The organism is Flavobacterium phragmitis, assembly GCF_900112575.1.
Taxonomy (GTDB): Bacteria; Bacteroidota; Bacteroidia; order Flavobacteriales; family Flavobacteriaceae; genus Flavobacterium; species Flavobacterium phragmitis.
Genome location: NZ_FOMH01000012.1, coordinates 105,980 through 119,058, shown reverse-complemented (window position 1 = coordinate 119,058; position 13,079 = coordinate 105,980). Strand labels below are relative to the sequence as shown.

The window sequence follows — 13,079 nt, the reverse complement described above, 5'->3', positions numbered from 1 at the left end:
TATGAATAAGATAGTTACACTATTGGTGTTTTTAAGCTTTGGTTTTGTGCAAGCACAACAGCTAAACTGTACGGTAACTATTAATACAGAGCGACTTACAAATCCCAATAATCAGGTTTTTAAAACACTTCAGACTTCTTTATCTGAATTTATAAATAAAACAGACTGGACAGGATCTCCTTTAAAGCAAAATGAAAGAATAAACTGTTCCATGTATATTACTTTATCTTCGAACAGCTCAGATCAGTTTACAGGAACTATTCAGGTTCAATCGTCCCGATTGATTTTTAATTCTACTTATTCTTCACCTGTTTTAAATTACAACGATAAAGATTTTAATTTTAGGTATATTGAATACGAACCATTGTTGTTCAATCCGACGACTTACGATTCTAATTTAGTTTCTGTTATCTCTTTTTATTGTTATTTGATTTTAGGAATGGATGCCGATACTTTTCAAATGGGAGCAGGCAATCAATATCTTCAAACTGCGCAAAATATTGCCAATGTTGCACAGCAAGGTGGATTTAGAGGATGGAATCAGTCAGACGGACTTCAGAATCGTTACTATTTGATTAATGATATGATTGCTCCAACTTATAGTGATTTACGTCAAACAACTTATGCTTATCATACAGGATTGGATGCAATGACTTTGGATCAAAAAGCAGCAAAAGAAAAAATAAAAAATGCTTTACTGTTAATAGGAAAACTAAATTCAGTAAAACCAAATGCTTTTATAACTCGAGTTTTCTTTGACGCAAAATCAGATGAAATTGTTTCTATTTTTTCTGGTGGACCAAGTATTCCAATTACAGATTTAACTGATGTTTTGAATAAAGTTTCACCGTTAAACTCTACTAAATGGTCACAGATTAAATATTAATCTCGTTTCCTGTCTTTGCAATCTTTATTATCACTATAACTTTTATTTTTACAAAACTGCCCTATGATTACATCGCTGTCAATTAAAAATTATGCTCTTATCGAAAAGCTAGCCATAGATTTTTCTAAAGGTTTTTCTATAATAACAGGTGAGACAGGTGCAGGAAAATCGATTATTTTAGGAGCTATCGGTCTTGTTTTGGGAAAAAGAGCAGATCTTACTTCATTAAAAAATAAAGAAGAAAAATGTGTTATTGAAGCACAATTTGAAATTTCAAAATACAATCTAAAAGATTTTTTTGAAGCTAATGATTTGGATTATGAAGACGAAACAATCATTAGACGTGAAATTCTTCCATCTGGAAAATCCCGTGCTTTCATAAATGACAGTCCGGTTAATCTTCAGGAACTGCAAGATTTAAGTTTGTATTTAATTGATATTCATTCGCAACAGCAAACACAAGAACTATCTGACGAAAGTGTTCAGTTTAAGATTATTGATGCTATTGCTGCTAATTCGGATATTATTTCAGAATATCAAAAGCTTTTGAAATCTTATAAATCAGATAAATCAAAATGGAATGCTTTGATTAAAAAGCAGAGTGATTCTGGAAAAGAACTGGAATACAATACATTTTTGCTGAATGAATTAGTGGCGGCACAATTAAAATCGGGTGAACAGGAAGAACTGGAAGCCGATTATGAAAAGCTGAATAATGTTGAAATAATCAAAGAATCTTTAGATAAATCTTTAGCCATTGCGAATGAAGAACAGTTTGGTGTTTTTCATAATCTAAACGAGATTAAAAATGCTTTGCAAAAAGTAGCTCCTTTTTCAGCAGAATATCAAAGTTTATTTGAAAGAATATCAAGTTTGACTATTGAATTTGATGATGTTTCAAAGGAATTGGAAAATTGTTCAGAGAAATTATTAAACGATCCTGCACAGTTGGAGTTGGTAAATCAAAAATTACAATTGATTTATAATCTTCAGAAAAAACATCAGGTAGATTCTGTTGATGAGTTGCTTCAAATTCAGTCCGATTTAGGAAATGCATTATTGGAATTGGATAATATGGATGAGGAAATAGCTTCTTTATCTAAAATTATTGAACAAAAAGCGGTTGAATTGGATAATTATGCAGATCAAATTCATCAAAATAGAATAAATGCTATTCCAAGACTATCAGAGCAGTTAATTTCGATTTTGGAAACTTTAGGAATGCCGAATGTTCGCTTTAAAATGGAATTAACAACTTCAGAAACGTATTTTCAAAACGGAAAAGATGAGTTGCAATTCTTATTTTCTGCCAATAAGGGAACTGATTTTGGTTTATTGAAAAAAGTAGCCTCAGGAGGAGAAATGTCTCGTATTATGCTGGCTGTAAAAGCGATTTTGGCTAAATATTCAAAACTACCAACTTTGATTTTTGATGAAATTGATACTGGTGTTTCTGGAGAAATTGCAATTAGAATGGGAGAAATTATGAAAGAAATGAGTAATACGATGCAGATTTTTGCTATTACACATTTACCGCAAATTGCGGCGAAAGGCGATTCTCATTTCAAAGTTTCTAAATCAACCGTTGGAGATGATACACAATCAGAGTTAAAACTTTTGTCACAACAAGATCGAATTCTAGAAATTGCCCAAATGTTGTCTGGAGCTAATATTTCTGATTCGGCGCTGAATCACGCAAAAGAATTGTTGAATTAAAATACCACAATGGAAAGTTTAAGTTTTTACGAAAATCAATTTATAAAAGCAGACTCATTAATTTCTGAAGGGAATTCAGCCGATGCTAAAGAACTTTTAGAAGAAATATTATCGCAATATCCCGATTTTGGAAAAGCTCATAATCACTTAGGATGGATCTACTACAATAAGTTAAGTGATTATGAAAAAGGGATTTATCATTATAAACTAGCAATGAAATTTGATCCCAAATACGCTGCGCCATATTTAAATTATACTTATCTGCTTATTGATATTGGTAGATATGCAGAGGCAAAACAACATATAGATTTTACGCTGTCTAATTTGGAAAATGCTGATAACTCTTCTTATAACAGTGAATTAGCTAGAATGGCGGAGTATGAAGGGCAATATAGAGCGTCTTATAATTATTATAAAGAGGCTAAGAAAAATGCTTTAAACCCAAATTTTATTGAGAATATGAATACCAATATGAAAAGGGTTAAGGATAAAATGTCTATTTTTGAAAAATTAAAACTGAAATTGAAATAATACAAAAAAAAATAATTGCAAGATGATTATAGAACCTAGAATGAGAGGATTTATTTGTTTGACTGCCCACCCAACGGGAGCTGAGCAAAATGTAAAAAATCAAATCGAATACGTAAAATCAAAAGGAGAAATTGCTGGACCTAAAAAAGTTTTAGTAATTGGTGCTTCTACTGGTTTCGGATTGGCTTCAAGAATTACTAGTGCTTTTGGTTCTGGTGCATCGACAATTGGAGTGTTTTTTGAAAAACCGCCAGTTGAAGGAAAAACAGCATCTCCAGGATGGTACAATTCGGCAGCATTTGAAAAAGAAGCTCACAAAGCAGGTTTATATGCAAAAAGCATTAACGGAGATGCGTTCTCAAATGAAATTAAAAGAGAAACTTTAGATTTAATTAAAGCTGATTTAGGACAAGTTGATCTTGTAATCTATAGTTTAGCTTCTCCTGTGCGTACAAATCCAAATACAGGAGTAACGCACCGTTCAGTTTTAAAACCAATTGGACAAACTTTTACAAATAAAACAGTTGATTTCCATACAGGAAAAGTTTCTGAAGTTTCAATTGCTCCAGCAAACGAAGAAGATATTGAGAACACAGTTGCTGTTATGGGAGGTGAAGACTGGGCAATGTGGATTGATGCTTTAAAAAATGAAAATTTATTAGCAGAAGGCGCTACAACTGTTGCTTATTCTTATATCGGACCATCATTAACAGAAGCTGTTTATCGTAAAGGAACTATCGGTCGTGCAAAAGACCACTTAGAAGCTACGGCATTTACAATTGGTGATTCTTTAAAATCTATAGGTGGTAAAGCTTATGTTTCTGTAAACAAAGCTTTGGTAACGCAGGCAAGTTCTGCAATTCCGGTAATTCCATTATACATTTCTCTTTTATACAAAATCATGAAAGAAGAAGGAATTCATGAAGGTTGTATCGAGCAAATTCAGCGTTTGTTCCAAGACAGATTATACAACGGTTCTGAAGTTCCTGTAGACGAAAAAGGAAGAATCAGAATTGATGATTGGGAAATGCGTGAAGATGTTCAAGCTAAAGTAGCAAAACTTTGGTTGGAAGCTACAACGGAATCTTTACCAGAAATTGGAGATTTAGCAGGATACAGAAATGACTTCTTGAATTTATTCGGTTTCGAATTTGCAGGTGTTGATTACAACGCAGAAGCAAACGAAGTTGTTGAAATAGAAAGCATCAAATAATACTATTTTTACTTAAAGTAAAGCAAAAACCATCAATCGAAAGTTGATGGTTTTTTTGTTAATATACCCTATCTTTGTTAAAATTTTTGAACTTAAAAATATTCCCTTTAAAAACGCATATTCTGCTATGATTTTCTCTTTAATTATACCCGTGTATAATCGTCCAGATGAAGTTGATGAGCTTTTGGAAAGTCTCACCAAATCTGATTATAATGAAGCTTTTGAAATTGTTCTTGTCGAAGATGGATCGTCAGTTCCATGCCGAGATGTGGTGATGAATTATCAAGGAAAATTAAACATATCCTATTATTTTAAAGAAAATTCAGGTCCTGGAGATTCTAGAAATTTCGGAATGCAGAGGGCTAGGGGAGATTATTTTATCATTTTTGACTCCGATTGCATTATTCCGCCTAATTATTTGACAGAAGTACGTAAAGAATTAGATAGAGAATATGTAGATTGTTTTGGCGGTCCAGATAAAGCGCTAGATAGTTTTTCTAGTATTCAAAAGGCAATCAATTTTGCTATGACTTCTTTTTTGACTACAGGAGGAATTAGGGGAGGATCTGAGAAAATAACCAAATTTCAGCCACGTAGTTTTAATATGGGGATTTCAAAGAAAGCCTTTGAGGCTTCAAAGGGTTTTGGAAATATTCATCCTGGAGAAGATCCTGATTTATCAATACGTTTATGGAACTTAGGATTTGAGACAAGACTGTTTTCTGAGGCTTATGTGTATCATAAAAGACGAATTGATTGGGAAAAATTCTCAATACAAGTAAAGAAATTTGGTATCGCAAGACCTATTTTAAATAGCTGGTACCCAGAGCATAATAAGCTGACTTTCTTCTTTCCGACCCTTTTTATTCTGGGCTTATTATTAGCTTTTTTATTGTTAATTTTCAATATAGATATTTTATTACAATTATATTTCGTATATTTCGTTATAATTTTTCTTACAGCAAGTATTCAAAATAAAAGTGTTAAGATTGGATATCTTTCTGTAATAGCAGTTTGGAAACAATTCTACGGTTACGGAACAGGATTTTTAGAATCGTATGTAAAAATAATTCTATTGAAAAAGAAACCCCAAGAAGCTTTTCCACGTATGTTTTTTAAATTATAATAATGGCAAAAGTTATTGGCCTTACAGGAGGAATTGGCAGCGGTAAAACAACTGTTGCAAACTATTTTGAAGAAATGGGCGTTCCTGTTTATATAGCAGATGATGGAGCTAAAAGGGTAATGCAGTCAAAAGAGATTATAGAAGAGGTAAAAACTGCATTTGGCCAAAGCATTTTTGATGGAGATGTTTTAAATCGGGCGAAATTAGCTCAGATTGTTTTTAATGATAAAGAAGAATTGGCAAAATTAAATAACATTGTACATCCAGCTGTAAAAAGAGATTTTGAATCTTGGATGCTGAAATACAAAAACTATGATTATGTTATTTATGAAGCAGCTATTTTGTTTGAGAGTGGACGTTACAAAGATTGTGATGTAATTATAACAGTTACTGCACCAGAAGAGGTAAGAATTGAACGAGTGATAAAACGCGATCAAACTACAAGAGAACAAGTTTTAAGTAGAATGAAAATGCAGTGGAATGATGAAAAACGAATTTCTAAGAGCAATTTCGTGATTAATAACAATAATCTTAAAGTTGCCAAGGAAGAAGTTGTTAAAATTCTTAAAATTTTAAAGATAAAACAAAATCAGTCTTAAATGTTAATATTTGGTTAATGTATTATTTAGTATATTGTTAAAATATTAATTTTGTTTCGATGAATAAATTATTTTTTAGAATACTTGTTTTGTTGATGAGTTTGTCCTTAATCGGGATAATTCTGGTTCAAGTATTTTGGTTCAATTCTTCGTTCAAGAATAATGAAGAACAATTTAAATACCACGTAACCCAAGTTATTGGGAATGTTGCTGATAAACTGGAAAAGCAGGAACAGTACAAATACTTTGTTGATTACAATAATTTAAAAAACAGTACAGGTAAAGAACCCAAAAAAGAAGACCTGCTGGAAGTTTATTACGTTCAGAGAAATAGTAAAACAAATAAAACAATTGTATATTCTAATACTTTATCCTCCGAAGATTATGGTATCAATAATTTGTTATTTAATAAAAAGTTCTCCAGCGACAGATTCAAAAGTTTCAATTCTAAGAGAGTAACTGAAATTTACAATAGCAACAGCATAATTGATCAAAATTCTTTAAGTCAGAGTGTGATACCTGATATAAGAATTGAAAAATCAGGAACCTTGGAAATGCTTAGTAAAATGCAGAGGGATATTGCAGTAAAAGATTTTACTGATGTATTACCGATTGAAGAAAGGGTTAATAAGGAAAAGTTACAAAGTTTACTAAAAAAAGAATTAGCAGAATACGGTGTTAAAACAAAGTTTGAATTTGGTGTCCTAAATAATGGCGTTCCAACAAAGATTCGATCAGATGGTTTTCATTATGATAAGAACGCAAGTTATCAAGTTCCTGTTTTTACTGATAATGAAGGAAATAGTAAATATGAATTGTACATAACTTTTCCAAATAAAAAGAAGTTCTTATTATCTGAGTTGTTAAGTATTACTATTCTATCAATAGTTTTTACACTAATTATAATTGTTGCTTATACGAGTGCATTAAATCAATTATTGCGTCAAAAACATATTTCTGAAATCAAAACCGATTTTATAAACAATATGACGCATGAGTTTAAAACTCCAATTGCTACAATAAATTTAGCACTTGATGCTATTAGGAGTCCAAAGGTTATTGAAGATAAAGAGAAAGTTTATCGTTATCTTCAAATGATTCGGGATGAAAATAAAAGAATGCATGCTCAGGTTGAAAATGTACTGCGTATTTCTAAACTGGAAAAAAGAGAGCTTGATATTACAAAAGAGCCTACTGTAGTTACTGATATAATTGATGATGCAATTGAGCATGTTAACTTGATATTAGAAGACAGACAAGGTACAGTCGAAAGACATTATGATGCAGCAAGAACGACAGTTTTAATAAATGAAGTTCATTTTACCAATGTATTGGTTAATATTTTGGAAAATGCCATAAAATATTCTCCAGACACCCCTAAAATTGAGGTCTTTACAGAGAATGTAAAAGATATGATTCTGATAAAAGTAAAAGATCATGGTTTGGGAATGAGTAAGATAGCTCAGAAACGAGTTTTTGAGAAGTTTTACAGAGAGCATACCGGTGACCTTCATAACGTAAAAGGGCATGGTTTAGGATTGGCATATGTAAAGAGAATAGTAGAGGATCACAATGGTCAAGTATATGTAGAAAGCGAAAAAGGAAAAGGTAGCACCTTTATAATAAAAATACCATTAATAAATTAAAATATGGAAAATACTAACAAAAGAATACTTTTAGTAGAAGATGACCTAAATTTTGGGGCGGTTCTTAAAGATTATCTAATGTTAAATGACTTTGAAGTTACTTTAGCTAAAAACGGTATGGAAGGTTTCGAGAAATTCAAGAAGGATGTATATGATTTATGCATTCTCGATGTAATGATGCCTTATAAAGATGGTTACACTTTGGCCAAAGAAATTAGAGAGAAGAACAGTGAAGTGCCAATTATATTCTTAACAGCAAAATCGATGAAAGAAGATGTTTTGAAAGGATATAAAGCAGGTGCTGATGACTATTTAAATAAACCTTTTGATTCTGAAGTTCTTTTAATGAAAATTAAAGCAATCATTCAAAGAAAATCAGCCGATACAAAAGCAGAACAAGTACAGTTTGAATTTAACATTGGTAAATTCCACTTAAATTCAAAATTGAGATTCTTGACTTATCAAGATGAAGAGCCGATTAAATTGTCTCCAAAAGAAAATGAATTGCTTAAAATGCTTATTCTTCATGAAAATGATTTAATGCCAAGAGAATTAGCTTTAACAAAAATCTGGAGAGACGATAATTACTTTACTTCAAGAAGTATGGACGTTTACATCGCTAAATTGAGAAAGTACTTAAAAGCAGATGAAGATGTTGAAATCTTAAACATTCACGGAGAAGGTTTCAGATTAGTAGTAAAAAGCAAAGTTTCTGAATAATTAATTCACCGAAATAAAATATAAGCTCTGAGTAATCAGGGCTTTTTTTGTGCATTATGCTAAAATATTTTTGGTTTGTTTTTTTATGATTTAGATTTGTTTTTAATTGCTTGATTTTTAAATAAATAGTATTAGTTTTAGAGAGTCAAAAAATATGGCTTTAATTTGTTTTGAAGAATTTTCTTTAAAATAATTTGGAAAATCAAAAAACAATTCTGAATATTTGCACTCGAAAAATTTAATAACCCTTTAAAACGAAGAAATAGTGTTTGTACTTACATCGACATCTCAGAGCTTTACATCAAACGTATTTGGTGAAGCAATTCTTCGTGGCTTATTTCAATCTTAGAAATATACTTTTAGATATATAAAAAAGCCCGAAGACAATAAGTTTCGGGCTTTTTTTATTCTAGACACTTCAAAATTTTCCCGAAAATCGATTTTAAAATTTATCTGTTAGGATAAAAAGTTAAGCCTTTTTGGCTGTTAATTTAATGCACGATAATTTTTTTATGGAAAATTATACGGTGGACGAGTATGCATTATGCACTCGTTTTAAAAGTAAAAGAAAAAAGAAAAGATTAGTAAAAGAAGATTTTGAAAAACAATTAATTCAGTTAAGGAAGCTTGAAGTTGAACTTTGGAAAAAACGCAGAAACTTACCTTTAGTTCCTTTAGAAATTCCTTATCAAAAAGGCTGGCAACGCAATTTTAAATTAAGAGATGATGTTGCTAGATCAAGTGAAGCTCCATTTTACAGAGAATTATTGGAAAAAATAAATACATGGCAGTTTTCTCCAGAAAAATCTTTTAAGAGAAAGAAAAAGAGAAAAAGAAAACATGTTTATGTTGAAAAAATCCAAACTGTAAAAGAGTTTTCAGAATGGGAATGGAGAAGTTCGAAACTCGAATTGACCGAAAAAGAAAAAGTACATTTTTACAAAAGAGAGCGCTGGTGCAGTAATTGTAAAAGATACAAAATTCATTACGTATTTAATGAACCTTGGCGATATGTACTTCGTGTTAGTCCTTATATGATAACACATACTAAGATGGTCGATTCAGATTTGGAAAGCGAAATTCAGCTTATAGACAATTATGTTGTTAATCACAATCTGAGAGATAAAATAAATAGATTATTATACGGGAGTTCTCGTAAATGGAGTTACTACGAAAAAGAAAATCCAAAAGAGATAAACCCAATTAAAAATAAAAGTCTGCATGCTTTGTATCAGCAATATGCAGATGAAATGATAGAAAATCATGGGAAATAAATTATCTGGAAAAGACCTGATTAAATTAGGATTTCCAAAGAATAATTCAATAAACATCGCCTTAGGGCAGATAAACAGATATAGAAAAAGAGAAAAAAAAGAATCTATTCTAACAGAAGCAAAAGATGTTTTGCTGAATCCTGAAAAGTACGAAGGAAACGGAACTTGGGGAAAAGTAGCCGAAGGTTTAATCAAACCAGTTCAGGTAAGAATGCATCAGCTTAAAAATACGAGAGCTCCTTTTCAAATTTTTGGTGAAAATGAAATTGACGAACAGGCAAAATTTCAATTGTACGATTCGTTGAAACTGCCGGTTTCTGTTGCAGGAGCATTAATGCCAGATGCGCATTCGGGTTACGGATTGCCAATTGGTGGCGTATTAGCAACTGATAACGCTGTGATTCCATACGGAGTTGGTGTTGATATTGGCTGTCGAATGAGCCTTTCAATTTTTGATTTGCCAGCTTCTCATTTTAAAGGAAAAGAACATCAATTAGAAGCTATTTTAAAAGACAATACGAAGTTTGGAATGTATGAAACACATGCTTCAAGAGTAGATCATGAGGTGTTTTATAATAGTGGATTTCAAGATATTCCGTTATTGAAAAATCTTCTTCCAAAAGCCTATAAACAATTAGGAACATCTGGTGGGGGAAACCATTTTGTGGAATTTGGAATTGCTAAAATTGATAGTCCTGAGAATGAATGGAAATTGGAAAAAGGGGAATATTTTGCTGTTCTGTCACACAGCGGTTCTCGCGGATTGGGCGCTAATATTGCAAAGCATTATACTTATTTGGCAACAAAACAATGTCCGTTGCCAAAAAACGTACAGCATTTGGCTTGGTTGGATTTGAATACGCACGACGGTCAGGAATATTGGCTGGCAATGAATTTAGCTGGAGAATATGCCAAAGCCTGTCATGATGATATTCACAGACGAATTGCCAAAGCAATTGGAAAAAGAGTAGTGGTAACGATTGAAAACCATCACAATTTTGCCTGGAAAGAAATCGTAAACGGTCAGGAATGTATCGTGCATAGAAAAGGAGCAACTCCTGCTGGCGAAGGTCAGTTGGGAATTATTCCCGGTTCAATGACGGCACCAGGTTTTATTGTTAAAGGAAAAGGAAATGCTGAAAGCCTGAATTCAGCTTCGCATGGCGCGGGACGTTTGTTTTCGAGGGCGAAATGCAAAAGCAGTTTCACGCAAAGCCAAATCAATAAAGAATTGAAGAAACATGATGTGACTTTAATTGGTGGAAATATTGATGAGGCTCCAATGGCATATAAAGACATTACGAAGGTAATGGCAAATCAAACAGATCTAGTTGAAGTTCTAGGCACTTTTACGCCAAAGATTGTTAGAATGGATCGTTAAAAAGTAAAAATTATGGAAAGGTTTCAAGATGAAAATAAATGGCTAGGAAATTTTTATAAAGAGATTTTCGTGGTATGTCCGAAATGTGAATGTAAAGGAGTTCTGAAAGAAGTTCCTAAAAATTGTGAATGCGGAAAATGTACTAGAATGGCTTTTGAATGCAAAACTTGCTTTTATAAGATTGATGAACCAGTTTATCACTACAAAGCGTATGGGAAACACTATTGTGGCAATTGTTATGAAAAATTTGATTATGAATCTCAGGTTTTTAAAGAAAGGCCAGAAACATATCTAGTTAAATGTCCGCATTGCAGTTTTCAGGAAGAAATAAAACCAGTTGTTTCTAGAATTAGAAAAGAATCAAAAAAAGATGGCTTGGTTAGGGAACCTTGGCATAATTTGCTTCTTTGGTTTCAAAAAGAAGTCAAAGGAAATATATTTTGGGTTTACAATCAGGAGCATATAATCTATTTGGAAAAATACATTAAAGCCGATTTAAGAGAAAGAAATAATAATGGAAGCGGTAACGGAACAATGCTTTCAAGGCTTCCAAAATTTATTAAAGAAGCAAAAAACAGAGAAAAGCTTCTTAAAATATTAGAAAAATGGAAAGAATAATTCAGATAACAGCGGGTCGCGGACCTGCAGAATGCACTTGGGTTGTCGCCCAAGTGCTTAAAAAAGTTTTGGAAGAAGCTCAGGATCAAAATTTAGATGTGGTTTTACTCCAAAGAGAAAAAGGAGAAGAAAACGGAACTATTGAAACCGCATCGATTTCTGTAAAAGGAAAAAATGCTGATCAGTTTGTGAAATCTTGGGTTGGAACGATTCAATGGATTGGCCAGAGTCAGTTTAGGAAAATGCATAAGCGTAAAAATTGGTTTATTGGAATTTTTGAAATTGAACAACAGAAGAATGTTTCAGTATCAGAAAATGATATTCAATATCAAGCAATGCGGAGTTCTGGAGCTGGCGGTCAGCATGTGAATAAAGTGAGTTCGGCTATTCGGGCAACTCATATTCCGACTGGAATTGCAGTTGTCGCTATGGACAGCCGTTCTCAGCACCAAAACAAAAATCTGGCAACAGAAAGATTATTAAAAAAACTAGAAGACGAGAAATTAATTCAGCTTAAAAATCATGTTGGAAAACAATGGGAAAATCAACTCAATGTAGAACGTGGAAATCCCGTGAGAGTTTTTACAGGAAGTGATTTTAAAAAGAACAAAGTAGAGAAAAGCTACAAGGGGCCTCGTCAGAAATTAAAAAACGATTTACGCAATGAAAACAACTGATAAATACCTTTTTCAGGCCTTGGATAATTATCCATTTTGGTTGGAAGGGACAATTGAATCTTTAGATTATGCTTTTTCTTATGATGATAAAAACACGATGGTTTTGTGTTTGTACGGAAGAATTCAAGCAGAACAATTAATGAATTATGAAGAGGCGAAATCTTATTTTCAGCAGGCTTTATCGATTAATATTCATGCTCTTGAAGTATATCCGTTTTATCTGAAAACGTTGATTTTAAATGAAGATTACGAAGAAGCACAAAAATTAATTGATTTTGCTCTGACTGTTAAAGGAATAAACAAATCAGAAATTTATGTCAAGAAAGCCATTCTTTTGGAAGCACAAAACAAGTTTAAAGAGGCATTAAAAGAAATTAAAAATGCAAAACTTCATTTGTTGCAATTTAATTATGAATCTGATATTTCAGATGTTGAGAAGAGGATTGAGAATAAAATTGATTTGCTGAAAAAGAAAAAAGAAAAGAAATCTAAGAAAGGTTCTAAAAAGAAATCAAAGTAATTTTTTCTAAAAAAAAACGATGCAAATTTTGCATCGTTTTTTTTAGAAAGTATAATTACGCAAAGTTTTTCAATTTCGACGAAGGAGAAATCTCCGCAAGTAATTCCGCAACTATATTCCAATCTTTGTAGAGTTTCTCGTGGAGATTTCTCCTTCGTCGAAATGACAATAT

13 protein-coding genes are annotated in these 13,079 nt (G+C 32.1%); all 13 read left to right on the top strand.

All coding sequences use genetic code 11. From position 1 onward, the window contains the following. Window position 1 precedes the first annotated feature (1 nt). The 13 genes from porD to BM289_RS20420 all read left to right on the top strand — a co-directional run bounded on the left by porD (window position 2) and on the right by BM289_RS20420 (window position 12,907). The gene (gene porD, locus BM289_RS20480; protein WP_091496998.1) at window positions 2–886 is read left to right on the top strand and encodes a type IX secretion system protein PorD; all 885 of its coding nucleotides are present in this window, start codon (window positions 2–4) and stop codon (window positions 884–886) included. A gap of 63 nt (window positions 887–949) precedes the next feature. After that, complete coding sequence (gene recN / locus BM289_RS20475) at window positions 950–2,602, top strand: DNA repair protein RecN (protein ID WP_091496996.1); 1,653 nt, start codon at window positions 950–952, stop codon at window positions 2,600–2,602. Between the two features lie 9 nt (window positions 2,603–2,611). After that, window positions 2,612–3,133 carry a tetratricopeptide repeat protein gene (locus BM289_RS20470; RefSeq protein ID WP_091496994.1) on the top strand — a complete coding sequence of 174 codons (522 nt, stop codon included), beginning with the start codon at window positions 2,612–2,614 and terminating at the stop codon, window positions 3,131–3,133. Window positions 3,134–3,155: 22 nt separating this feature from the next. Then, window positions 3,156–4,346 (top strand): enoyl-ACP reductase FabV, encoded by a 1,191-nt coding sequence (gene fabV / locus BM289_RS20465; protein WP_091496992.1) that lies wholly within the window; start codon window positions 3,156–3,158, stop codon window positions 4,344–4,346. A gap of 127 nt (window positions 4,347–4,473) precedes the next feature. Then, a complete protein-coding gene (locus tag BM289_RS20460; RefSeq protein WP_091497138.1) occupies window positions 4,474–5,472 on the top strand; it encodes a glycosyltransferase family 2 protein in 999 nt (332 codons plus the stop codon). Window positions 5,473–5,474: 2 nt separating this feature from the next. Continuing rightward, the gene (gene coaE, locus BM289_RS20455) at window positions 5,475–6,071 is read left to right on the top strand and encodes a dephospho-CoA kinase (protein WP_091496990.1); all 597 of its coding nucleotides are present in this window, start codon (window positions 5,475–5,477) and stop codon (window positions 6,069–6,071) included. Window positions 6,072–6,130: 59 nt separating this feature from the next. Next, window positions 6,131–7,717, top strand: a complete 1,587-nt coding sequence (locus BM289_RS20450) for a sensor histidine kinase (RefSeq protein ID WP_091496988.1) — start codon at window positions 6,131–6,133, stop codon at window positions 7,715–7,717. Window positions 7,718–7,720: 3 nt separating this feature from the next. Next, window positions 7,721–8,437, top strand: coding sequence for a response regulator transcription factor (locus tag BM289_RS20445; protein ID WP_091496987.1), 717 nt, complete (start codon window positions 7,721–7,723; stop codon window positions 8,435–8,437). Between the two features lie 512 nt (window positions 8,438–8,949). After that, window positions 8,950–9,711 carry a hypothetical protein gene (locus tag BM289_RS20440; RefSeq protein ID WP_143102109.1) on the top strand — a complete coding sequence of 254 codons (762 nt, stop codon included), beginning with the start codon at window positions 8,950–8,952 and terminating at the stop codon, window positions 9,709–9,711. Continuing rightward, window positions 9,701–11,092, top strand: a complete 1,392-nt coding sequence (locus BM289_RS20435) for an RtcB family protein (protein ID WP_091496984.1) — start codon at window positions 9,701–9,703, stop codon at window positions 11,090–11,092. The genes BM289_RS20440 and BM289_RS20435 overlap by 11 nt, the downstream gene beginning before the upstream one ends. A gap of 12 nt (window positions 11,093–11,104) precedes the next feature. Further along, window positions 11,105–11,710, top strand: a complete 606-nt coding sequence (locus BM289_RS20430; RefSeq protein ID WP_091496982.1) for a hypothetical protein — start codon at window positions 11,105–11,107, stop codon at window positions 11,708–11,710. Beyond that, window positions 11,698–12,387 carry a peptide chain release factor H gene (gene prfH, locus BM289_RS20425; protein WP_091496980.1) on the top strand — a complete coding sequence of 230 codons (690 nt, stop codon included), beginning with the start codon at window positions 11,698–11,700 and terminating at the stop codon, window positions 12,385–12,387. Before BM289_RS20430 ends, prfH begins: the two co-directional genes overlap by 13 nt. Continuing rightward, on the top strand, window positions 12,374–12,907 hold the full coding sequence (locus BM289_RS20420; RefSeq protein ID WP_091496978.1) for a hypothetical protein: 534 nt from the start codon (window positions 12,374–12,376) through the stop codon (window positions 12,905–12,907). Before prfH ends, BM289_RS20420 begins: the two co-directional genes overlap by 14 nt. The last annotated feature ends 172 nt before the right edge of the window (window positions 12,908–13,079 follow it).

Coding starts and splice junctions, on each gene's coding strand:
- recN (WP_091496996.1), top strand. CDS start 950: ATGATTACATCGCTGTCAATTAAAAATTATGCTCTTATCGAAAAGCTA.
- porD (WP_091496998.1), top strand. CDS start 2: ATGAATAAGATAGTTACACTATTGGTGTTTTTAAGCTTTGGTTTTGTG.
- BM289_RS20445 (WP_091496987.1), top strand. CDS start 7,721: ATGGAAAATACTAACAAAAGAATACTTTTAGTAGAAGATGACCTAAAT.
- BM289_RS20440 (WP_143102109.1), top strand. CDS start 8,950: ATGGAAAATTATACGGTGGACGAGTATGCATTATGCACTCGTTTTAAA.
- BM289_RS20470 (WP_091496994.1), top strand. CDS start 2,612: ATGGAAAGTTTAAGTTTTTACGAAAATCAATTTATAAAAGCAGACTCA.
- coaE (WP_091496990.1), top strand. CDS start 5,475: ATGGCAAAAGTTATTGGCCTTACAGGAGGAATTGGCAGCGGTAAAACA.
- BM289_RS20460 (WP_091497138.1), top strand. CDS start 4,474: ATGATTTTCTCTTTAATTATACCCGTGTATAATCGTCCAGATGAAGTT.
- prfH (WP_091496980.1), top strand. CDS start 11,698: ATGGAAAGAATAATTCAGATAACAGCGGGTCGCGGACCTGCAGAATGC.
- BM289_RS20420 (WP_091496978.1), top strand. CDS start 12,374: ATGAAAACAACTGATAAATACCTTTTTCAGGCCTTGGATAATTATCCA.
- fabV (WP_091496992.1), top strand. CDS start 3,156: ATGATTATAGAACCTAGAATGAGAGGATTTATTTGTTTGACTGCCCAC.
- BM289_RS20435 (WP_091496984.1), top strand. CDS start 9,701: ATGGGAAATAAATTATCTGGAAAAGACCTGATTAAATTAGGATTTCCA.
- BM289_RS20450 (WP_091496988.1), top strand. CDS start 6,131: ATGAATAAATTATTTTTTAGAATACTTGTTTTGTTGATGAGTTTGTCC.
- BM289_RS20430 (WP_091496982.1), top strand. CDS start 11,105: ATGGAAAGGTTTCAAGATGAAAATAAATGGCTAGGAAATTTTTATAAA.